Raw genomic sequence first — 19,037 nt, 5'->3', positions numbered from 1 at the left:
AATTACCCAATAAAATCAGCGGTCAATGGTGGAGCAGAGGGGGATCGAACCCCTGACCTTATCATTGCGAACGATACGCTCTCCCAACTGAGCTACTGCCCCAATGACCGTGGCGGGTATCTGGCCCAATGTCGTGGTCTTGTCAAGCGGGCGAAGCAGTGCTCAGGGCTGGGTGTGCTGGCGTGCGAAGGCCACGATCTCGGCCGCCGGGCGGGCACCGGCCAGGCGCGCGACCTCGCGCCCGTTGCGATACAGGATCAGCGCGGGAATCCCCCGGATGCCGGCCCGGGCCGAGATTTGCGGGTAATCCTCGGTGTTCAGCTTCATCAGCCGCACCTGCGGGGCCAGCGTCCGGGCGGCGCGGGCGAATTCCGGGGCCATGCTGCGGCACGGGCCGCACCAGGGCGCCCAGTAATCCACCAGAACCGGCAAGCCGTCGCCCCGCGTCATCTTGTCATGCGTCGCGGCCTCCAGTTCGGCCACCCGCCCATCGGCCAGCGGATCGCCGCAATGGCCGCATTTAGGCCCCTCGGCCAGCCGGGCCAGCGGCACACGATTGGCCTGGCCACAGGTGGCGCAGGTCAGCTTGACGGCATCCATCGTTGCGGGCATCGCACACCTCATATTCCGATTGCGGAATAAATGTGCCCTGCCCCGGCCACCTGCAAGGGGTCAGAGCAGGTCTTCTTCCTCGCCCGAAACATCGACTCCAAGCGCCTCAAGCCCCGCTTCAAGGTTCTCGCCCAGATGCGGCATCCCAAGCAGGTAGTCTGCCGTCGGCGTCGTGGCCTGCACAAAGGCGGTTTCGACCGCCTCAAGGTAATCCTCGGGTTCAAAGGCGCCGCGGCCAACCCAGGCGATGGCGGTCAGATGCGCCTTCTCCTCGGAATTCATGCCGTCGATGAAGGCCCAAAGCTCGGATTCGCCGGCCGCCTCCTCACGCGACAGGAAGATGACTTGCACAACCTTGCTGGGACTGATCTCGATCATCGGGCGGGCCTCCTTGGCGGTCATGGTCGCCCGCATCGGCGCGGCGCGCAAGGGGCGAGGGCTGTCATTATGTCACGCCGATTCAACTGACCAGCCAGAAAACCGCGCCATAGGCGCTGGCCCCCGCCAGCGTCGCCCCCACGACCGAGCGGCGCGGCACATAGGCCGCCACGGTTGCCAGTACGCCCGCCGCCAGCGGGATCAGGTCGCGCGGCACCGGGTAAAGCTGCGGCAGCGCCGAGGCAACGACCAGCGTCGCAATCGCCGCCGGCCCGGTGGCGGCCAGAAACCGCGCCGCCAGCCCGCCGGGGCGGGGCTCTTGCCGCAGCAGCAGCGTCGGCAGCGCGCGGAAGGCCCAGTTCGCCGCCCCGGCCAGAACGGCCAGCAGGACAAGATCGGTGTTCATCGCCGCACCACCCCGGCCAATGCGCCGCAGATCATGCCGGCCAGAATTCCCACGGTGCCCGATACCGCCAGCGTGCCAATCACCGTTGCCACCGCCGCGACGGCAATCGCCGGCAGCGCCGCCCGCGACAGGATCGACAGCAGAAGCGCCAGGAACAGCGCCGTCAGCATGAAGCCAAGGCCTGCGTTCAGCGCCGGCCAGGCCTCGAGCGCGCCGCCACCGGCCAGCGCCCCCACCGCCGTGCCGCCCACCCAGGCGGCATAGGCGCCAAGGCCAAGGCCGAACATCCAGCGTTCGGAAAACCGCTGCCCGCGCGCAAGCGCCCCCAGGGCCTGACCGAACACCTCGTCCGTCAGTCCCCAGGCCCAGCCCCAGGCCAGCCGCCGGCTGGCGCCGCTACCTGCCTGCTTCATCAGCGCGGGGCCATAAAGGACATGCCGCAGGTTCATGGCGATCAGCGTGAAGGCCGACACCAGCACCGGCGCCCCGCTGGTCACCAGCGCCAGCGCCAGAAACTGCGAAGCCCCGGCATAGATCACCAGCGACAGCATCACCGCCTCGGGCGCCGTCAGCCCGGCCCGGGTGGCCGCCACGCCGAAGGAAAAGGCGATGGGGAAATAGCCAAGCGCAATCGGCACCGATTGCAGCAGCCCCTGCAGAAAGCGCGGCGGGGGTTCGGGGGAAAAAGCGTCGTCTGACATGATGCGCCAACCGCTATCCGCCCGCGCCGCCCTTGTCAAAACCGGCGGGGCACGCCCCCCCACCGGACAGGGTGACATTTCCCCAACCCTCACCTATAAGCCCGGCCAAACCCCAAAACATGAGTCCCGTTCCATGACCACCCTCGTTTTCGGCCACAAATCCCCCGACACCGACTCGACCGGCAGCCCCATCATCTGGGCCTGGTATCTGTCCGAGGTGAAGGGCGTGCCCGCCAAGCCCGTGCTGCTGGGCGAACCGAACACCGAAGCCGCCTTCGTGCTGCGCCACTGGGGCCTGACCAAGCCCGAGATCATTTCGGATGTGGACGCCGGCGCCAGCGTCGTGATCGTTGACACCAACAATCCCGCCGAACTGCCGCCCTCGATCAACGAGGCCAGGATCGAAGGTATCATCGACCATCACATGCTGGTCGGCGGCCTGAAGACCAAGAACCCGATCGACATCACCATCCGCCCGCTGGCCTGCACCGCCACCATCATGCACGATCTGATGGGGGACGATCTGGCCAAGGCCCCGAAGGCGATCAAGGGCGCGATGCTGTCCTGCATCCTGTCCGACACGCTGGAATTCCGCAGCCCCACCACCACCGCCCATGACAAGGCCGTGGCCGAGAAGCTGGCCGCCGATCTTGGCGTGTCGATCCCGGACTTCGCGGCGCAGCTCTTCGAAGCCAAATCCGATGTCTCGGCCTTCTCGGATGCCGCCCTGCTGCGGATGGACAGCAAGGAATACAACATCGACGGCAAGGAACTGCGCGTCTCGGTTCTGGAAACCACCGCGCCGAAGATTCTGCTGGACCGCAAGGCCAGCCTGATGGCCAGTATGCCCGCCGTTGCCAAGGAAGACGGCGCCGATCAGGTGCTGCTGTTCATCATCGACATCCTGAAGGAAGAGGCCACCCTGCTGGTGCCGAACGATCTGGTGAAGCAGATCGCAGAAGCCTCTTTCCCCTGCAAGGTGTCGGGCGATACCGTCGTCCTGCCGGGCATCATGAGCCGCAAGAAGCAGATCATCCCGGCGCTGAAGATCTGATCCGGGTCAGGGAACGGAACCGGGCCGGGGTTTCCCCGGCCCTTTTCGTTTCAGCCCGGCGGCACCGGACTGTAGCCGCCGGCAACCAGCCCCGCCATGCCGCCCTGCTGCGAGATGACCCGGTTCGGAATCACCCCCGCCAGCGCCTCGGCGGCAATCCCGCTGCGCCGGCCGGACCGGCAGACCAGCACAAGGTCGCGGCCATCGGCGATCTCGGGGCCAATGGCGGCCAGAAAGCTGTCGGCGTCGGTGAAGGTTACCAGCTTCGCACCGTCGATCACGCCGGTTTCCGCCCATTCCTCGGGCGTGCGGATGTCCACCACCAGCGCGCCGCTGGCCTGCATCTGTTCGACGGTCAGCGCCTCTTCCACCGCCTCGCCCGCCCGCAGCGCGGGGGCCGCGGCGGCCAAGGCGGCCACAAGGGCAAGCCGCATCATTGCCTGTTTCATCCTGCTCTCCGATCACATTCCGCGATTCGCATATAACGCACCTTCGCCGCCCGGGCCAAGCGGGCCTTTCCTTTTTCCGCTGCCGGGGCGACAAACCCCCAAGAGAAGGAGCCGCCATGACCGAGATCATCCCCCGCCTGTCGGACGTTGCCGCACGCTATGATGCCGTGTTCTGCGATCTTTGGGGGTGCCTGCACAACGGCAAGACCGCCTTTCCCGATGCGGTTGCGGCCCTGCGTGCCTATCGGGCGGGCGGCGGCGCGGTGGTCCTGCTGACCAATGCGCCCCGGCCGAAATCCAGCGTGGCGCAGCAGCTTCTGGCCATGGGCGTGCCGGAAGATGCCTGGGACGAGATCGTCACCTCGGGCGATGCGGCGCAGTTCGCGCTGCTGTCGGGCGCGGTGGGGCGCAAGGTCTTTGCCATCGGGGCCGAGAAGGACGAACCCTTCTACACCGACTTTGCCCCCGACATCGCCGCCTTTGCCGAAGGCCAGCCGCCCATCCTTCGCGTGCCGCTGCGCGAGGCCGAGGGCGTGGTCTGCACAGGCTTGCGCGACGACCTGACCGAAACGCCCGAAGATTACCGGGCCGAACTGCTGATGGCCAAGACGCTGGGCCTGCCGATGCTGTGCGCGAACCCCGACATCGTGGTCGATTATGGCGACCGCCGCCTGTGGTGCGCGGGCGCCCTTGCGCGGGATTATGAGGCGATGGGGGGCCGGGCGCTGTATTTCGGCAAACCGCATCCGCCGATCTATGATCTGGCCCGGCGTCGCTTGGCCGCGCTGCGCGATACCGATGGCGCCATACTCTGCATCGGGGATGGCATCGCGACGGATATTCAGGGCGGCATCGCCGAAGGGCTGGACACGCTGTTCATCACCGGCGGCATCGACGCCGCCGCCTTCGGCCCCGACAGCACCACCCCCGATGCCGCGAAACTTGCGCAATGGCTGGCCGAGCGGCAGCTTTCGCCCACGCTGGCCATGGGTCATCTGCGCTGATCTCCGCATCGCGCCAGAAATATTGTTGCGACAATCAAAACGCAGCAGAACATTTCTTGCGCACAGGAATTGCGCTGCGCTGCGGCATCTGCTAGCTTCCCGCCACCTGGATGGGACTCATCATGATGCTGGACACAACGCACAACCTGCCCCGCGGCACGATCTGCATTGAAGATCTTGAAATCGGCATGACGCGCAGCCTGACCAAGGTTGTCACCGACCGCGACATCGAACTGTTCGCCGAGGTCTCCAGCGACCGCAACCCGGTGCATCTGGATGAAGCCTATGCGCAGGACACCATGTTCCAGGGCCGCATCGCGCATGGGATGCTGACCGCCGGGCTGATCTCGGCGGTGATCGGGGAACAGTTGCCGGGGCATGGCACGGTCTATCTGGGCCAAAGCCTCAAGTTCATGGCCCCGGTCCGGCCGGGCGATCAGGTGACCGCCGAAGTGCGTGTTCTGGCCATCGACCACGCGAAACGGCGGGTGACCCTTGAAACCTGGGCCTCGGTGGGTAAAACCGTGGTCCTGAAGGGCGAGGCGCTGGTTCTGGCGCCAAGCCGAAAGTTCGACTGAGCGGCCCGCGCCCGACGCCGGCCCGCTGCCCGGGGGGCCGATGCAGATTCATCAGGACTGGCAATGGCTTGACCCGGCCGCGCGCGGGGCATCCTGCGCAATGGGCAATTTCGACGGGGTGCATCTGGGCCACCGCTCGGTCATCGACCTTGCGCGCGGACAAGGCCCGTTGGGGGTGATCACCTTTGAACCGCACCCGCGGCAGTTCTTCGCCCCCGACGCCCCCGCCTTCCGCCTGATGAATGCCGAGGCGCGGGCGAACCGGCTGGACAAGCTGGGCGTCGAACATCTGTTCCAGCTTCAGTTCGGAACGCTGCTGTCGGGCCTGTCGCCCGAAGACTTCGCCGGTCAGGTGCTGATGAAAGGCCTGGGCATCTCGCATCTGGTGGTGGGCGAAGACTTCCGCTTCGGCAAGGGCCGCGCCGGCACGGCCGAGGATCTGGCCCGGCTGGGCCGCGAGCTGGGGTTCCGCACCACCATTGCCCCGCTGCTGCGGCAAGGCGGGATCGAGGTGTCGTCCACCGCGATCCGCGCCGCGCTGACCGAAGGCCGCCCGCGCGATGCCGCCGCCATGCTGGGCCACTGGCACCGGATCGAGGGCGAGGTGATCCACGGCGAAAAGCGCGGCCGCGAACTGGGCTTCCCCACCGCCAACATGGCGCTGGACGGGCTGCACCTGCCCCGCTTCGGCGTCTATGCGGTCAAGGTCGATGTGCGCACCGGCCCGCAGGCCGGCACCTATATGGGCGCGGCCAGCCTTGGCGTGCGGCCGATGTTCGACGGGCAGGTGCCGAACCTTGAAACCAACCTGCTGGATTTCAAGGGCGATCTTTACGGCCACCACCTTTCGGTCGCGTTGGTCGAATACCTGCGCCCCGAGCTGAAGTTCGACGGGTTGCAGGCTCTGATCGACCAGATGCAGGCCGACTGCGCCCGCGCAAGGGCGATCCTGTCGGCGGTCTAGGCCCCGGGTTCCTTCAGGGGCAACTGCAAAAATCCTGGAAGATTTTTGCCTCCCCTTCCCTTCCGGCCGCGTTCAGCGCAGGTTGCCCGCATGGAAAAGCTGCGCCCCCGGTTCTGGGAAACCGTCCCGCTGAAGAAGATGACCGCCCCCGAATGGGAGGCGCTTTGTGACGGTTGCGGCAAGTGCTGCCTGAACAAGCTGGAGTTCGAGGACACGGGCGAGGTGCTTTATACCCGCATCGCCTGCCGGCTGTTCGATGATGCCGGCTGCCGCTGCGCCGACTATCCGAACCGCAAGAAACATGTTCCCGAATGTGTGGTGCTGACGCCCAAGTCGCTGCCGCGCGTGGCCTACTGGATGCCCTCCACCTGCGCCTACAAGCTGCTTTGGCTGGGAGAGCCGCTTCCCGACTGGCACCCGCTGGTGACGGGCGATCCGGAAACCACCCATTCCTCGGGACATTCGGTCCGGGGACAGACCCTTTCGGAAGCAGCCGTCGCCGAAGACGACTGGGAAGACCACATCATCGAGGAACGGCCCTGATGTTTTTCGCCTCTGACAACAGCTCGGGCGCGGCGCCCGAAGTCATGGCCGCGCTGGCCGCCGCCAATGACGGCTTTACCCGCGGCTACGGCGCCGATGCGCTGACCGAACGGGTGCAGGACCGGCTGCGCGAGCTGTTCGAAGCCCCCGAGGCGGCGGTGCATCTGGTGGCAACGGGAACCGCCGCCAATGCGCTGGCCCTGGCAACCGTGGCCCCGCCCTGGAGCGCGATCTTCTGCCACCGGCACGCCCATATCGCCGAGGATGAATGTGGCGCGCCCGAGTTCTATTCCAACGGCGCCAAGCTGGTGCTGGTCGGCGGCGACCATGGCAAGATGACGCCCGAAGGCCTGCGCGCGGCGATCAACGCCACCGGCGGCAGCGTGCATGGCGTGCAGCGCGGGGCGGTGTCGATTACCAATGTCACCGAGGCGGGGACCGTCCATACCCCGGCCGAGATTGCCGCGCTGACCGCCGAGGCACGGGCCTTTGGCCTGCCCTGCCATCTGGACGGGGCCAGGTTCGCCAATGCGCTGGTGGCAACGGGCGCGACGGCGGCCGAGATGACCTGGAAGGCCGGCATTGATCTGCTGTCGTTCGGAGGCACCAAGAACGGCTGTCTGGGCGTCGAGGCGGTGGTGATCTTCGATCCCGCCAAAGCCTGGGAATTCGAGCTGCGCCGCAAGCGCGGCGGTCATCTCTTCTCGAAACACCGCTATCTGGCCGCGCAGATGGACGCTTATCTTGACGGCGGCCTCTGGCTGCGGCTGGCCGCGCAGGCGAATACCGCCGCCGCGCGGCTGGCGGCGGGGCTGGCCACCATCCCCGGTGTTCGGCAGACCCACCCCGTTCAGGCCAACATGATGTTCCCCGAATGGCCCGCCGGCACCCATGCCCGGCTGCAGGCCGCCGGGGCCGTCTATTACGAGATGCCCGCCCCCGAGGGGCGCGAGGCGGCGCGGCTGGTGACAAGCTGGAACACCACCGACGCCGATGTCGACCGCTTTCTTACGGCTCTGGCCGGCTGAAACGCCCGCTCAGGCCGCGTCGAGATGCGCCTGTATCGCGGGCGCAATCAGATGCGGGTGGGTGATCGGCACCATATGCCCCGCCCCCGGCACGATCAGCCGGATGGCGCGCGGCAAGCGTGCGGCAAGCGCCCCCTGAATCGCCTCGATGATCGCCGGGCTTTCCGACCCTTCGATCAGCAGCACCGGCACGGCCACGGATTCAAGCCTGCCGGGCCGTGTCAGACCCGCGCGGTCGTCCACCAGCGCGGCGGATTGCGCCGCGATGTGGTGGATACGGTCGATGATATAGTGCCGCTGCCGGTCGGGCAGATCGGCCAGCGCCTCGCCATTGCCCCAGTCGGCATGAAACAGCGCCGCCGACTCGGCCCGGTTGGTGGCCATGGCCGCGGCCACCGTCTCATGGCGGGCCTGAAACCCGGCAAAGGCGGCATGGCTGCGCGCGGCGGCAAACAGCACGGGTTCGACCAGAACCAGACTGCGCACCAGATCGGGGCGCTCCAGCGCGATCCGCAGGCAGACGGTGGCACCGAAGCTGTGGCCGAACAGGTCAACCGGGCGCCCCTGCGCCTCGGCCAGGGCAATCGCATCGCGGGTCGCCAGATCCTGAAGGTCGGCAATGCCATCCCAATCGGGCGCGCGGCCATGGCCGGGCAGGTCCATCGCGGTCAGCGTCAGCCCGTGCAGCCTTTCGACCAGACCGGACCACGCGCCGGCATGGGCAAGGCTGCAATGCACCGCCAGAACCGGGCGCGGATCACCCCGGTCCCAGACGCGCACGGGGGCAAGCGGCGGGGCAGTGAAATCTTCAGGCATTGGTCATTCCGCAACACAGGTTTTCGCCATAGACCCGCAAAAGCCCATGTTCAAGCCAATCCGGCGTGTTGCCTGCTCAGGAAGTGCCGCCGCCCCTTTGCGCCCCGCCCGCCCCGGTGCTATGCCCGCCGCAACCGATTCCGTTGCCCAGCCGGAGTGTTCAAATGCCCGCCATCACCGAGCCGAAACTGATTTCCGGCAATGCCAACCTCAGCCTTGCGAAATCCATCGCGCGTCGGATGTCGATGCACCGGGGCATGTCGATCAATCTGGTCGAGGCGCGGATCGAACGCTTCAACGATCAGGAAATCTTCGTCGAGGTCTATGAGAACGTCCGGGGCGAAGACATGTATGTCATCCAGCCCACATCGAACCCTGCGAATGACAACCTGATGGAATTGCTGATCATGGTCGATGCGCTGCGCCGGTCGTCGGCCGCCCGCATCACCGCCGTGATCCCCTATTTCGGCTATGCCCGCCAGGACCGCCGCGCCAAGGCCCGCACGCCGATCTCGGCCAAGCTGGTGGCGAACCTCATCACCCAGGCCGGCGTGGACCGCGTGCTGACGCTGGATCTGCACGCCGCGCAGATTCAGGGCTTCTTCGACATTCCGGTGGACAACCTCTATGCCAGCCCGGTCTTCGCGCTGGACATCGAACACCACTTCAAGGGCCGCCTTGATGAGGTGATGGTCGTCTCGCCCGACGTGGGCGGCGTGGCCCGCGCCCGCGAACTGGCCAAGCGGATCAACGCCCCCCTGTCGATCGTGGACAAGCGGCGCGAAAAGGCCGGTGAAGTGGCCGAGATGACGGTGATCGGCAATGTCGAGGGCAAGGTCTGCATCATCGTCGACGACATCTGCGACACCGCCGGAACCCTTTGCAAGGCGGCCGAGGTGCTGATGGAACAGGGCGCGAAGGAAGTTCACTCCTACATCACCCATGGCGTGCTGTCAGGCCCGGCGGTCGAGCGGGTCTCGAAATCGGTGATGAAATCGCTGGTGATCACCGATTCCATCGAACAGGGCGACAAGGTGCAGGCGGCAAAGAACATCCGCATCGTGCCGACCGCACCGATGTTCGCGCAGGCGATCCTGAACATCTGGGGCGGCATGTCGGTCTCCAGCCTGTTCGAGACCGAGACCCTGACGCCCATCTACGAAGGCCTCTACCCGCGCGGGTGACGATCTGCCCCGGACTGCCCGTCGCGGGAAGATCCGGAACCCATTGGATTCCATAGCCCTACCAGTGGCGTTTCCGAAGCTTCAGGCTTCGAGCATCGCCTTGTTTTCCGCATTCCGGCGGGCTTTCCGCCCTTGTGGCGCCACAATGCGTTGCAATCTTGCGCCCGGTTTCCGCTGCGTGGATTGACGATGCACCCTCCCGATCTCGCCCGCCCCGGCCATGCCAGCCGGATCAGGCCTTTGCTGCGCCAGACGCTGCTGCAACACCGGCTGCTGGCGATCCTGATCGCGATCTATGCCACGATTTCGCTGAGCCTTGACCTGGCCTTCGGCCAGCAGATGGCCAGCGAAAAGGTCTCGACGCTGTGGATGAACTTTCTCGAAATGCTGCCGAAGATGGCCTATTTCCTACTGATGTGGCGGCTTCTGGTTCAGCGTTTCGTCGTGCCGCCAGAGCAGCGCCGGGGGTGGCTGAAAGACGATCTGCGCCGCGCCATCACCGACCCGGAGCGTCTGGTTCCCGGCTTTTTCGCCCTGCTGCTGATGGTTGTCGCGCTTGTCTCTTTCGCACAATTGAAGCGGCTTATCCCGGTCATCCAGCCATTTTCCTGGGACAAAACCTTCATTGCGCTGGACCGGACGCTGCATTTCGGGCTGGACCCCTGGCAGATCGCCCATGCGGTGGCCGGCAATCCGCTGGTCGTGACCCTGATCACAGGCGCCTATAACTTTTGGATGTTCCTGCTGTACTTCAGCCTGATCTTCGCCTGCTTCAGCACCGCGCATCGGGCGGCCCGAATGCGTTATCTGATCGCCTTCCTTCTGACCTGGGCGATCGGCGGCAACCTGATCGCCACTGTGTTTTCCAGCGCGGGCCCTGTCTTTGTCCAGCGGCTTGGCCTGGGCGATCATTTCGCGCCACTGATGGCGCTTCTGCATAGCCATGTCTCAACGCAGCCCCTGACGGTGATCCAGACGCAGGATCTGCTGTGGTCCTTCTATGCCGCGCCTGTCAGCCTGAACGGGATTTCGGCCTTTCCGTCGATGCACGTCGCCTCGACCGTTCTGATGGCGCTTTATGCGCGGGCCTACAACCGGCGGTTCGGGCAAGTCATGGCAGTCTTTGCGGGCATCATCATGCTGGGTTCGGTGCTGCTGGCCTGGCACTACGCGGTAGACGGCTATGCCGGCGCGGCAATCGGGGTGGCGTGCTGGTGGCTGGCCGGACGGCTGCAGCGCCGGTCCGACGAAGCAGCGACAGCCTCCTGAGACGCCGGGGGGCAAGGGCTTAGGCGACCGCCCCCTGTGCGAGGTCGAGACAATCCCGCAAATCAGGGGGCGGAAGGGTCAGTCGATTTCCCAATCCTCATCATCGCGGACCGAGCCAATGGCAAGCCAGTCGGCCCTGACGCGCGCAATGCGGGTATCGGCCCAGGTCTTGAACACGATCTGAAAGCCCTGCGGCGTGATGTTTTCGGCGCCGATGTCCATGCGGGAATTGGTCTTGTGGTCCATGTCCCACATCGACAGGCCAACCGTAACCGCCGGCGTCCGGGTGAAGGGTTCGGGAAAGGTCACGTCCAGCCGGTATTCGCGCGGGCCATGGCCCGTCCACATCTGACCACCGTCCGCAAAGTCGGAAAACAGGATTCGCGATCCTTGATGTACGCCGACCGAAGCCCCAAGACGCAGCATAACGTCACTCCATCAACTTTGTGACAACTACACAGTACAAATGTGAGCGACTAGTTAAAAGAAATGCCCCCGCCATCGGCGGGGGACATATGATCACGGGCCGTGGCCTGGCTCAGAAGCCGGCTGCGGCCTTCATCGCCTGCAGATCGGACATTGCCTTTTCGGCGGTGTCCTTGTCCACGCCGACACTGCTGGCGGCAGAAGCGTCGGCAACAAGCTGATCCATCAGCTTGGCGTCCATTTCGTCCAGCGGCACCGCGCGTTCGGCCAGGACCGAAACGCCGGTTGCGCTGATTTCGGCGAAGCCGCCGGTCACCACATAGGCCTTGGTGCCTTCGGCCGAAACGGCGCGCAGGATGCCGGGGCGCAGGGTGGTGATGGTCGGCGCATGGCCTTGCATCGCCGTCATGTCGCCAGCGGCACCGGGGATCTGCACCTCGGTCGCCTGAACGGAGGCAAGCCGCCGTTCAGGGGAAACCAGGTCGAATTGCAGGGTTGCTGCCATGACGCCCCCTTAGGCCGCAGCCGCGGCAAGCTTCGCGGCCTTGGCCTTGGCTTCCTCGATGTCGCCGACCATGTAGAAGGCCGCTTCCGGCAGGTGGTCGTATTCGCCGGCCACAACCGCCTTGAACGAGGCGATGGTCTTGTCCAGCGGCACCTGAACGCCGGGCGAGCCGGTGAAGACCTGCGCCACGTCGAACGGCTGCGACAGGAACCGCTGGATCTTCCGGGCGCGGGCCACGGTCAGCTTGTCCTCTTCCGACAGTTCGTCCATGCCAAGGATGGCGATGATGTCCTGCAGCGACTTGTAACGCTGAAGGATACCCTGCACCGCACGGGCGGTGTTGTAGTGCTCTTCGCCCAGGATCTGCGGGTCCATCAGACGCGAGGTCGAGTCGAGCGGGTCAACCGCCGGATAGATCCCCAGTTCCGAAATGGCGCGCGACAGCGTGGTCGTGGCGTCGAGGTGGGCGAAGGACGTGGCCGGCGCAGGGTCGGTCAGGTCGTCGGCCGGAACGTAGATCGCCTGCACCGAGGTGATCGAACCCGCCTTGGTCGAGGTGATGCGTTCCTGAAGCTGCCCCATGTCGGTGGCCAGCGTCGGCTGGTAGCCCACGGCCGAAGGGATACGGCCCAGCAGCGCCGACACTTCCGAACCCGCCTGGGTGAAGCGGAAGATGTTGTCCACGAAGAACAGAACGTCGGTACCGGACTGGTCACGGAACTGCTCGGCCAGCGTCAGGCCGGTCAGCGCCACACGGGCACGCGCCCCCGGAGGTTCGTTCATCTGGCCGTACACAAGGGCCACCTTCGACTTTTCCAGATCGTCGATGTTGATGACGCCCGATTCGATGAATTCGTGATACAGGTCGTTGCCTTCACGGGTCCGTTCGCCCACGCCGGCGAACACCGAGTAGCCCGAGTGCACCTTGGCGATGTTGTTGATCAGTTCCTGAATGAGAACCGTCTTGCCCACGCCGGCGCCGCCGAACAGGCCGATCTTGCCGCCCTTGGAATAGGGGGCCAGCAGGTCGATCACCTTGATGCCGGTGACAAGGATCTGCGATTCGGTCGACTGCGACTGGAAGTCGGGCGCCTTCTGGTGGATGGCGCGCTTTTCGGTGGCCGCGATCGGGCCGCGCTCGTCGATCGGTTCCCCGACGACGTTCAGGATGCGGCCCAGCGTGGCATTGCCCACCGGCACCGAGATCGGGGTGCCGCTGTCGCTGACCGGGGCGCCGCGCACGAGGCCTTCGGTGGCATCCATGGCGATGCAGCGGACCGTGTTCTCGCCCAGGTGCTGGGCGACTTCCAGGATCAGCTTCTTGCCGTTGTTGGTGGTTTCCAGCGCGTTCAGAATCGCGGGAAGAACGCCTTCGAACTGAACGTCCACGACGGCGCCGATGACCTGGGTCACCTTACCTTTGGAGACAGTCGTTGCCATTGTCATAAGCCTCGTTTCGCTGTGTTTCCTTCGGCCCGGTTGCCCGCGCCGCTACCTATTTCCGATGACCTGCGCCTATCGGGCCTCATACCATCCGCCGCCCAGTGCCACCCGTCCCGTCACACAGTGAAGGATCCGGCCGGGGAACCAGCGGCGGTATTTCTGCGCCATTTCCTGGCGCAGGCGATGGAAGTTCTCATCCGCGATCGCGCGGCCGTAGTGGTGCAGGTGAAAGTCGATCGCATAGGCGCGACCGCCCAGAAATTCCGCCTGCAGGCAAAGATCCGCCCCGTAGTAGTGGAACCCCTGCATGTCGTAAGAGTTCAGCACCGGCTTCAGCCGCCGCATCAGCAGAAAACATTCGTCCAGGCTTTCCACCCGGCAGGGCACATTGCCCCGCCGACGGTCGTTGCCGAAGACATCGCTGATGTGCAGCGCCTGCGCGGTGACGCTGTGGTTCAGCGGCCGCCAGGGGCTGCCGGCAACACCGGCCACCAGCCACTTCGGATCGGCCTCTTCCAGCGCCTCGATCGCGGCAACCAGATCGTCGTAGCCGCGGTCGACCAGCTCCACATCCTCATGGCAGAAGATCACATAGCGGCCCTTGCAACGGGGCAGCATCTGCTTGTGCCAGGAAAACCCGTGGAACTGGTTGCCCTCACGATTGTCGGCCGCCAGAAACTCGGCCTTGTCCAGGGTGAAACCGAACCGCTCGAACGACTCGAGCAGACGGTCGTATTTCGCCTGATCCCGCACCAACGAGCAGACCGAGAACATCAGCGTGCTCTCGTCCTTGTCCTGCACATATGTCGGCACGGGTTTCATGGCGTCTTACAGGGCCTCGGCGCCGGAGATGATTTCGATCAGCTCCTTGGTGATCGCGGCCTGACGGCTCCGGTTGTACTGGATCGTCAGCTTGTTGATCATGTCGCCGGCGTTGCGGGTGGCGTTGTCCATGGCGGACATCCGCGCGCCCTGCTCCGAAGCGGCATTTTCCAGCAGCGCCGTGAAGATCTGCGTGGCCACGCCCCGCGGCAGAAGGTCGGCCAGAATGGCCTCTTCGCTGGGTTCGTAGTCATACAGCGCATTGGTCTCGGCCGCCTCGAACTTGGCGGGGATAACCTGGTGGGCGGTCGGAACCTGGCTGATCACCGACTGGAAGCGGTTGTAGAAGATCGTCACCACATCGGCTTCGCCGGCGTCAAAGGCCGCCAGCACTTCGCGCGCAATGCCCTGGGCATTGGCATAGCCAAGCCGCCGCACATCGGACAGATCGACATGGCCGACAAACGCGCTGGCCCAGTCCCGCTTGAGCTGTTCACGGCCCTTCTTGCCAACGGTCAGGATCTTGACCGTCTTGCCTTTCGCCACCAGCTCGTTCGCGCGCTGGCGGGCCAGACGCACGATGGTCGAGTTGAAGCCGCCGCAAAGGCCGCGTTCCGAGGTCATCACGACCAGAAGGTGAATCTGGTCGCGACCGTTTCCTGCCAGAAGGCGGGGCGCACCGGCACCCTGCCCCGAGGCCAGCGAGGCAATCACCGCCCCCATGCGTTCAGCATAGGGACGGGCGGCTTCGGCCGAATCCTGCGCGCGGCGAAGTTTCGCCGCGGCGACCATCTGCATCGCCTTCGTGATCTTCCGCGTGTTCTTGACGCTTCCGATCCGGTTCTTGAGGTCCTTCAGGCTGGGCATCTGCCTACTCCTTCAGGGGCTCAGGCGAAGTCTTTGGCGAAAGCGTCGAGTTCCGCGCGAATGGCCTTTTCAAGATCGCCCGCAACCTTGCGGTCATTCTTGGTCATGTCGTCCAGCAGCGCCTTGCCCTTGGTGCGCAGGTGCTTCAGCAGGCCGGCCTCGAAACGGCCGACATCCCGGACGGCAACCTTGTCGAGATAGCCGTTGGTGCCCGCGAAGATGATGCAGACGATTTCCGCGTTGGTCAGCGGCGAATACTGCGGCTGCTTCATCAGTTCGGTCAGACGGGCGCCACGGTTCAGCAGGGCCTGGGTCGACGCGTCAAGGTCCGAACCGAACTGCGCGAAGGCCGCCATTTCGCGGTATTGCGCCAGTTCCAGCTTCACCTTGCCGGCCACCGACTTCATGGCCGAGGTTTGCGCCGAAGACCCCACGCGCGACACCGACAGACCCGTGTTCACGGCCGGGCGGATGCCCTGGTAGAACAGTTCCGATTCCAGGAAGATCTGGCCGTCGGTGATCGAGATCACGTTCGTCGGAATATAGGCCGAAATGTCGCCGGCCTGGGTTTCGATGATCGGCAGCGCGGTCAGCGAACCGGCCCCGAAATCGCTGTTCATCTTGGCCGAACGCTCCAGCAGGCGCGAGTGCAGATAGAACACGTCGCCCGGATAGGCTTCGCGGCCCGGCGGGCGGCGCAGCAGCAGCGACATCTGACGATAGGCCACGGCCTGCTTCGACAGGTCATCGTAGATCATCAGGGCGTGACGGCCGTTGTCGCGGAAGAATTCGCCGATCGCGGTGCCCGAGAAGGGCGCCAGGAACTGCATCGGAGCGGGGTCCGACGCGGTGGCGGCAACGACCACGGTGTAGGCCATGGCGCCGGTTTCTTCCAGCTTCTTCACAAGCTGGGCCACGGTCGAACGCTTCTGGCCGATGGCGACATAGACGCAATACAGCTTCTTCGATTCATCGTCGCCGGCGGCGTCGTTATAGACCTTCTGGTTCAGGATGGTGTCCAGCGCCACGGCGGTCTTGCCGGTCTGACGGTCGCCGATGATCAGCTCGCGCTGACCGCGGCCGATCGGGATCATGGCGTCCACGGCCTTGAGGCCGGTCGCCATGGGTTCGTGCACGCCCTTGCGCGGGATGATGCCCGGCGCCTTCACGTCGGCGATGCGGCGCTCCGAGGCCACGATGGGCCCCTTGCCGTCGATCGGGTTTCCAAGCGCGTCCACGACGCGGCCCAGCAGGCCGTTGCCGGCCGGCACGTCCACGATAGACTTGGTGCGCTTGACGGTATCGCCTTCCTTGATGTCGCGGTCGTCGCCGAAGATAACGATCCCGACGTTGTCCACTTCAAGGTTCAGGGCCATCCCGCGGATACCACCGGGGAATTCGACCATTTCACCGGCTTGCACATTGTCGAGACCATAGACGCGGGCGATCCCGTCACCGACCGACAGCACGCGGCCGACTTCGGCCACCTCGGCATCCTTGCCGAAGTTCTTGATCTGCTCTTTCAGGATCGCAGAGATCTCGGCAGCCTGAATTCCCATCACCCAACCTCTTTCATGGCATTCTGCAGGGAAGCGAGCTTCGACTTGACCGACGTGTCGATCATGGTCGAGCCCAGCTTGACGATAAGTCCGCCGATGAGGCTTTCATCAACGGTGGTGTTCAGTTTCACGGTCTTGCCGACCTTGGCCTTCAGCGTTTCGGCCAGTTTCTTGGCCTGCGCGGCCGAGAGCTTGGTGGCAGCCGTGACCTCGGCGGTCACTTCGCCCTTTTCTTCCGCGATCAGGCCGGCCAGCGCCGACAGAACCTGCGGCAGCGCGAACAGACGCCGCTTTTCGGACATCAGCGCCAGGGTGTTGGTCATCAGCGGGCTCAGGCCCATCTTGCCGGCAATCGCGGCAACGGCCTTGGCCTGATCGCCGCGGCTGATCACCGGCGAGGCGATCATGGCGCCCAAGTCGGGGCTGCCGGCCAGAACGTCCTTGAGCGCATCAATGTCGGTTTCCAGCGTCTTCAGCGCGCCGGTCTCTTTCGAAAGTTCGAAGAGCGCGGTGGCGTAGCGCTCGGCGATGCCTTGCGAGATGGAAGCTGCTTCGGCCACGATCGTCCTTCCCTTGTCTCGGGCTTCACCTTTCTCGACCTCGGCCATGCGTCGAATGGCCACGGACAGAAGCAAGCCCCAAGTATTCCGATTTTGCGGCGTCCTTAGCAGAGGCTTTGCAGCCCCGCAACGGGTTGGACGCGCTTTCCTGACCGCGCTACTGAGGTTTAACACGCTGTTGGCGCTAAAGGTGGAAAATCGGGGGCATCCGGCACCTTTGGGCTGCGCTGCGCCAACGTGATGCACCCCCGGCGGGCATCCCGCTGCGCAGAATCGACAGCGGGTCTGCCGTCTCTGGCAGGACGGCCCCGCTCACGCCCCCGCTCACGCCCCGGTCACGAGGGCGTCAGGCACGCCCGTTGCGGTTGACAATCATGTATCAGAGAATCATCTAAAAACCCGAATATGTCCGCGTGAAGGGTCCGTCGCCTGTCGGGTCAGGCCGCGCGGGCCAGCAGACAGGAGGCCCCCATGACCGACACCCTCAACCGCCGCGCCGCAATGGCGCTTGGCCTTGCCAGCGCCGCGGGGGCCGCCCTTGCCGCCCCTGCCCTTGCGCAGGACGCCGCCCCGGCCACGGTGCGCAACAACGTGTCGGGCTTCCGGATGCACGCCTGGCGCGATCATTTCGACAGCCTTGGCAAGCCGATGATCGTGGCCGATACCTTCTCGCGCGCCCTGCATTACTGGAACGCCGAAGGCGGCGATCACCGGATCTTCCCGACCTCGGTGCCGATTTCGGATGATCTGACCAAGCGCGGCTACACCGAGATCGTGCGCAAGAAGGAAGGGCCGTCCTGGACCCCCACGCCGTCGCAGATGGCACGCTATCCCGACTGGAAGCCGATCGGGCCGGGGCCCGACAACCCGCTGGGAACCCATGCGATGTATCTATCCTGGCCGGCCTATATCATTCACGGCACCCATGACACGCGCAAGATCGGCCGCCGGTCGTCAGACGGCTGCATCGGCCTTTACAACGAGATGATCGCCGAACTGTTCCAGCTTTGCCCGGTGGGCACGCGGGTGCGGGTGATCTGAGGGCAGATCAGTCCTGCCCGGCGCGCGGGTTCAGGGCGGGTTTCGCCGCGCCCTGCCCGATGCCCTCCAGCACCCGCAGCGGTTTTTTCACCACCGCCCCAAGCCCGCCCCGTGTAGGCGCATAGACCTGTTTCGAGGCCTCGACCATCAGCACCCCGCCCGAAAGCCAGGGCAGGCGGCGACCCAGCTTTTCCCAGGCATCGGCGGTGCGCAGCCAGAACGGTGTCTGGCTGGGCGGCGCGTGCAGCACGGTCAGGCTGCGTTCGGGGGTAAAGCCGTGGCGGCGCAACTGCGCCTCAAGCTGGGCGTTGGAATAGGGCCGGCCAAAGCCGAAGGGCGTGGCATCGCGGCGCGACCACAGCCCGGCCCGGTTCGGCACCACGAACAGCGCCCGGCCACCCGGCCCCAGCACGCGATGCGCCTCATCCAGCACAGCCGAGGGGTTTTCGCTGGTTTCCAGCCCGTGCATCACCGCCAGCCGGTCCACCAGCCCGGTCGGCAGCGGCCAGTTGTTCTCTTCGCACAGGACCGAGACGTTCTGCATCCCCGCGGGCCAGGGCATCACCCCCTGCGGCCCGGGCATAAGCCCCACCACCCGCCGCGCCTCGGCCAGATAGGGGCGCAACAGCGGCACGGCAAAGCCGAAGCCCGCCACCGTATGCCCGGCAGCCGGCGGCCAAAGCCGCAGCATCTGGTCACGAATGGCCCGCTGCGCCACCCGGCCCAACCGGGTGCGATAGTAGAAATCGCGCAGATCCTGCACGTCGAGGTGCATTGCAGACAGGCCCCCGTTCGGGTCAAGGTCGGGGCATCTTAGCCGCTGAACGG

At 65.4% G+C, this 19,037-nt stretch carries 23 protein-coding genes and 1 tRNA gene; 9 read left to right on the top strand and 15 right to left on the bottom strand.

Annotated features, from left to right (window positions below):
* Positions 1 to 26: 26 nt before the first annotated feature.
* The 5 genes from B6K69_RS14640 to B6K69_RS14620 all read right to left on the bottom strand — a co-directional run bounded on the left by B6K69_RS14640 (position 27) and on the right by B6K69_RS14620 (position 2,097).
* Positions 27 to 102: transfer RNA gene (locus B6K69_RS14640), tRNA-Ala, on the bottom strand.
* A gap of 60 nt (positions 103 to 162) precedes the next feature.
* On the bottom strand, positions 163 to 612 hold the full coding sequence (gene trxC / locus B6K69_RS14635; protein ID WP_108644313.1) for a thioredoxin TrxC: 450 nt from the start codon (positions 610 to 612) through the stop codon (positions 163 to 165).
* Positions 613 to 672: 60 nt separating this feature from the next.
* Positions 673 to 1,014, bottom strand: a complete 342-nt coding sequence (locus B6K69_RS14630) for a DUF3775 domain-containing protein (RefSeq protein WP_418259985.1) — start codon at positions 1,012 to 1,014, stop codon at positions 673 to 675.
* 58 nt (positions 1,015 to 1,072) lie between these two features.
* Complete coding sequence (locus B6K69_RS14625) at positions 1,073 to 1,396, bottom strand: AzlD domain-containing protein (RefSeq protein ID WP_108644312.1); 324 nt, start codon at positions 1,394 to 1,396, stop codon at positions 1,073 to 1,075.
* Complete coding sequence (locus tag B6K69_RS14620; RefSeq protein WP_107674138.1) at positions 1,393 to 2,097, bottom strand: AzlC family ABC transporter permease; 705 nt, start codon at positions 2,095 to 2,097, stop codon at positions 1,393 to 1,395. Before B6K69_RS14620 ends, B6K69_RS14625 begins: the two co-directional genes overlap by 4 nt.
* A 133-nt stretch (positions 2,098 to 2,230) precedes the next feature.
* On the opposite strand from B6K69_RS14620, the gene B6K69_RS14615 reads away from it, so the two are divergent.
* A complete protein-coding gene (locus tag B6K69_RS14615) occupies positions 2,231 to 3,151 on the top strand; it encodes a manganese-dependent inorganic pyrophosphatase (RefSeq protein WP_108644311.1) in 921 nt (306 codons plus the stop codon).
* Positions 3,152 to 3,201: 50 nt separating this feature from the next.
* Here the strand turns inward: B6K69_RS14615 and B6K69_RS14610 are convergent, their stop codons facing one another.
* Complete coding sequence (locus B6K69_RS14610) at positions 3,202 to 3,600, bottom strand: rhodanese-like domain-containing protein (protein ID WP_108644310.1); 399 nt, start codon at positions 3,598 to 3,600, stop codon at positions 3,202 to 3,204.
* Between the two features lie 116 nt (positions 3,601 to 3,716).
* Between B6K69_RS14610 and B6K69_RS14605 the strand changes: the two genes are divergently transcribed.
* The 5 genes from B6K69_RS14605 (at position 3,717) to B6K69_RS14585 (ending at position 7,717) form a co-directional block, all read left to right on the top strand.
* Positions 3,717 to 4,604 carry a TIGR01459 family HAD-type hydrolase gene (locus tag B6K69_RS14605; protein WP_108644309.1) on the top strand — a complete coding sequence of 296 codons (888 nt, stop codon included), beginning with the start codon at positions 3,717 to 3,719 and terminating at the stop codon, positions 4,602 to 4,604.
* Positions 4,605 to 4,729: 125 nt separating this feature from the next.
* The gene (locus tag B6K69_RS14600) at positions 4,730 to 5,182 is read left to right on the top strand and encodes a MaoC family dehydratase (RefSeq protein WP_107674184.1); all 453 of its coding nucleotides are present in this window, start codon (positions 4,730 to 4,732) and stop codon (positions 5,180 to 5,182) included.
* Positions 5,183 to 5,222: 40 nt separating this feature from the next.
* Positions 5,223 to 6,146 carry a bifunctional riboflavin kinase/FAD synthetase gene (locus B6K69_RS14595; RefSeq protein ID WP_108644308.1) on the top strand — a complete coding sequence of 308 codons (924 nt, stop codon included), beginning with the start codon at positions 5,223 to 5,225 and terminating at the stop codon, positions 6,144 to 6,146.
* A 90-nt stretch (positions 6,147 to 6,236) separates the two neighbouring features.
* Positions 6,237 to 6,689 carry a YcgN family cysteine cluster protein gene (locus B6K69_RS14590; protein WP_108644307.1) on the top strand — a complete coding sequence of 151 codons (453 nt, stop codon included), beginning with the start codon at positions 6,237 to 6,239 and terminating at the stop codon, positions 6,687 to 6,689.
* Positions 6,689 to 7,717: a threonine aldolase family protein gene (locus B6K69_RS14585; RefSeq protein ID WP_108644306.1), complete on the top strand. Its 1,029-nt coding sequence runs from the start codon at positions 6,689 to 6,691 to the stop codon at positions 7,715 to 7,717. The genes B6K69_RS14590 and B6K69_RS14585 overlap by 1 nt, the downstream gene beginning before the upstream one ends.
* Positions 7,718 to 7,726: 9 nt before the next feature.
* Here B6K69_RS14585 and B6K69_RS14580 read toward each other — a convergent pair whose 3' ends face one another.
* Positions 7,727 to 8,533 carry an alpha/beta fold hydrolase gene (locus tag B6K69_RS14580; RefSeq protein WP_108644305.1) on the bottom strand — a complete coding sequence of 269 codons (807 nt, stop codon included), beginning with the start codon at positions 8,531 to 8,533 and terminating at the stop codon, positions 7,727 to 7,729.
* A gap of 164 nt (positions 8,534 to 8,697) precedes the next feature.
* Between B6K69_RS14580 and B6K69_RS14575 the strand changes: the two genes are divergently transcribed.
* Both B6K69_RS14575 and B6K69_RS14570 read left to right on the top strand, forming a co-directional pair.
* Positions 8,698 to 9,717: a ribose-phosphate pyrophosphokinase gene (locus tag B6K69_RS14575; protein WP_107674130.1), complete on the top strand. Its 1,020-nt coding sequence runs from the start codon at positions 8,698 to 8,700 to the stop codon at positions 9,715 to 9,717.
* 189 nt (positions 9,718 to 9,906) lie between these two features.
* A complete protein-coding gene (locus B6K69_RS14570; RefSeq protein ID WP_108644304.1) occupies positions 9,907 to 10,986 on the top strand; it encodes a phosphatase PAP2 family protein in 1,080 nt (359 codons plus the stop codon).
* A gap of 78 nt (positions 10,987 to 11,064) precedes the next feature.
* Here the strand turns inward: B6K69_RS14570 and B6K69_RS14565 are convergent, their stop codons facing one another.
* The 7 genes from B6K69_RS14565 to B6K69_RS14535 all read right to left on the bottom strand — a co-directional run bounded on the left by B6K69_RS14565 (position 11,065) and on the right by B6K69_RS14535 (position 17,168).
* Positions 11,065 to 11,334, bottom strand: a complete 270-nt coding sequence (locus B6K69_RS14565; RefSeq protein WP_335601618.1) for an H-type lectin domain-containing protein — start codon at positions 11,332 to 11,334, stop codon at positions 11,065 to 11,067.
* Positions 11,335 to 11,524: 190 nt separating this feature from the next.
* A complete protein-coding gene (locus B6K69_RS14560) occupies positions 11,525 to 11,917 on the bottom strand; it encodes a F0F1 ATP synthase subunit epsilon (protein WP_107674127.1) in 393 nt (130 codons plus the stop codon).
* Between the two features lie 9 nt (positions 11,918 to 11,926).
* Positions 11,927 to 13,357, bottom strand: coding sequence for a F0F1 ATP synthase subunit beta (atpD, locus tag B6K69_RS14555; RefSeq protein WP_107674126.1), 1,431 nt, complete (start codon positions 13,355 to 13,357; stop codon positions 11,927 to 11,929).
* Positions 13,358 to 13,432: 75 nt separating this feature from the next.
* Positions 13,433 to 14,182, bottom strand: a complete 750-nt coding sequence (locus B6K69_RS14550; protein WP_108644302.1) for a hypothetical protein — start codon at positions 14,180 to 14,182, stop codon at positions 13,433 to 13,435.
* A gap of 6 nt (positions 14,183 to 14,188) precedes the next feature.
* Complete coding sequence (locus tag B6K69_RS14545) at positions 14,189 to 15,049, bottom strand: F0F1 ATP synthase subunit gamma (RefSeq protein WP_108644301.1); 861 nt, start codon at positions 15,047 to 15,049, stop codon at positions 14,189 to 14,191.
* A gap of 20 nt (positions 15,050 to 15,069) precedes the next feature.
* Positions 15,070 to 16,608 (bottom strand): F0F1 ATP synthase subunit alpha, encoded by a 1,539-nt coding sequence (gene atpA, locus B6K69_RS14540; RefSeq protein ID WP_108644300.1) that lies wholly within the window; start codon positions 16,606 to 16,608, stop codon positions 15,070 to 15,072.
* On the bottom strand, positions 16,608 to 17,168 hold the full coding sequence (locus B6K69_RS14535; protein WP_107674183.1) for a F0F1 ATP synthase subunit delta: 561 nt from the start codon (positions 17,166 to 17,168) through the stop codon (positions 16,608 to 16,610). The genes atpA and B6K69_RS14535 overlap by 1 nt, the downstream gene beginning before the upstream one ends.
* A 471-nt stretch (positions 17,169 to 17,639) precedes the next feature.
* On the opposite strand from B6K69_RS14535, the gene B6K69_RS14530 reads away from it, so the two are divergent.
* Positions 17,640 to 18,209 carry a L,D-transpeptidase gene (locus tag B6K69_RS14530; RefSeq protein WP_108644299.1) on the top strand — a complete coding sequence of 190 codons (570 nt, stop codon included), beginning with the start codon at positions 17,640 to 17,642 and terminating at the stop codon, positions 18,207 to 18,209.
* A 7-nt stretch (positions 18,210 to 18,216) separates the two neighbouring features.
* On the opposite strand, the gene B6K69_RS14525 is transcribed toward B6K69_RS14530, so the two are convergent.
* Positions 18,217 to 18,984 (bottom strand): class I SAM-dependent methyltransferase, encoded by a 768-nt coding sequence (locus B6K69_RS14525; protein ID WP_107674121.1) that lies wholly within the window; start codon positions 18,982 to 18,984, stop codon positions 18,217 to 18,219.
* Positions 18,985 to 19,037: the final 53 nt, after the last annotated feature.

The sequence above is a fragment of the Pseudogemmobacter blasticus genome, assembly GCF_003071405.1.
In the GTDB taxonomy this organism is placed as follows: Bacteria; Pseudomonadota; Alphaproteobacteria; order Rhodobacterales; family Rhodobacteraceae; genus Pseudogemmobacter; species Pseudogemmobacter blasticus.
This window is presented reverse-complemented; position numbering and strand designations above follow the sequence as displayed.

Excerpts from the sequence above, each read along its gene's own strand:
- B6K69_RS14565 (WP_335601618.1), bottom strand. The coding sequence starts at position 11,334 with ATGTGGACGGGCCATGGCCCGCGCGAATACCGGCTGGACGTGACCTTT.
- B6K69_RS14550 (WP_108644302.1), bottom strand. The coding sequence starts at position 14,182 with ATGAAACCCGTGCCGACATATGTGCAGGACAAGGACGAGAGCACGCTG.
- B6K69_RS14585 (WP_108644306.1), top strand. The coding sequence starts at position 6,689 with ATGTTTTTCGCCTCTGACAACAGCTCGGGCGCGGCGCCCGAAGTCATG.
- B6K69_RS14610 (WP_108644310.1), bottom strand. The coding sequence starts at position 3,600 with ATGAAACAGGCAATGATGCGGCTTGCCCTTGTGGCCGCCTTGGCCGCC.
- atpA (WP_108644300.1), bottom strand. The coding sequence starts at position 16,608 with ATGGGAATTCAGGCTGCCGAGATCTCTGCGATCCTGAAAGAGCAGATC.
- B6K69_RS14615 (WP_108644311.1), top strand. The coding sequence starts at position 2,231 with ATGACCACCCTCGTTTTCGGCCACAAATCCCCCGACACCGACTCGACC.
- B6K69_RS14605 (WP_108644309.1), top strand. The coding sequence starts at position 3,717 with ATGACCGAGATCATCCCCCGCCTGTCGGACGTTGCCGCACGCTATGAT.
- B6K69_RS14575 (WP_107674130.1), top strand. The coding sequence starts at position 8,698 with ATGCCCGCCATCACCGAGCCGAAACTGATTTCCGGCAATGCCAACCTC.
- B6K69_RS14630 (WP_418259985.1), bottom strand. The coding sequence starts at position 1,014 with ATGACCGCCAAGGAGGCCCGCCCGATGATCGAGATCAGTCCCAGCAAG.
- B6K69_RS14560 (WP_107674127.1), bottom strand. The coding sequence starts at position 11,917 with ATGGCAGCAACCCTGCAATTCGACCTGGTTTCCCCTGAACGGCGGCTT.
- B6K69_RS14625 (WP_108644312.1), bottom strand. The coding sequence starts at position 1,396 with ATGAACACCGATCTTGTCCTGCTGGCCGTTCTGGCCGGGGCGGCGAAC.
- B6K69_RS14595 (WP_108644308.1), top strand. The coding sequence starts at position 5,223 with ATGCAGATTCATCAGGACTGGCAATGGCTTGACCCGGCCGCGCGCGGG.
- atpD (WP_107674126.1), bottom strand. The coding sequence starts at position 13,357 with ATGGCAACGACTGTCTCCAAAGGTAAGGTGACCCAGGTCATCGGCGCC.
- B6K69_RS14525 (WP_107674121.1), bottom strand. The coding sequence starts at position 18,984 with ATGCACCTCGACGTGCAGGATCTGCGCGATTTCTACTATCGCACCCGG.
- B6K69_RS14570 (WP_108644304.1), top strand. The coding sequence starts at position 9,907 with ATGCACCCTCCCGATCTCGCCCGCCCCGGCCATGCCAGCCGGATCAGG.
- B6K69_RS14600 (WP_107674184.1), top strand. The coding sequence starts at position 4,730 with ATGCTGGACACAACGCACAACCTGCCCCGCGGCACGATCTGCATTGAA.
- B6K69_RS14590 (WP_108644307.1), top strand. The coding sequence starts at position 6,237 with ATGGAAAAGCTGCGCCCCCGGTTCTGGGAAACCGTCCCGCTGAAGAAG.
- B6K69_RS14580 (WP_108644305.1), bottom strand. The coding sequence starts at position 8,533 with ATGCCTGAAGATTTCACTGCCCCGCCGCTTGCCCCCGTGCGCGTCTGG.
- B6K69_RS14530 (WP_108644299.1), top strand. The coding sequence starts at position 17,640 with ATGACCGACACCCTCAACCGCCGCGCCGCAATGGCGCTTGGCCTTGCC.
- B6K69_RS14620 (WP_107674138.1), bottom strand. The coding sequence starts at position 2,097 with ATGTCAGACGACGCTTTTTCCCCCGAACCCCCGCCGCGCTTTCTGCAG.
- B6K69_RS14545 (WP_108644301.1), bottom strand. The coding sequence starts at position 15,049 with ATGCCCAGCCTGAAGGACCTCAAGAACCGGATCGGAAGCGTCAAGAAC.
- trxC (WP_108644313.1), bottom strand. The coding sequence starts at position 612 with ATGCCCGCAACGATGGATGCCGTCAAGCTGACCTGCGCCACCTGTGGC.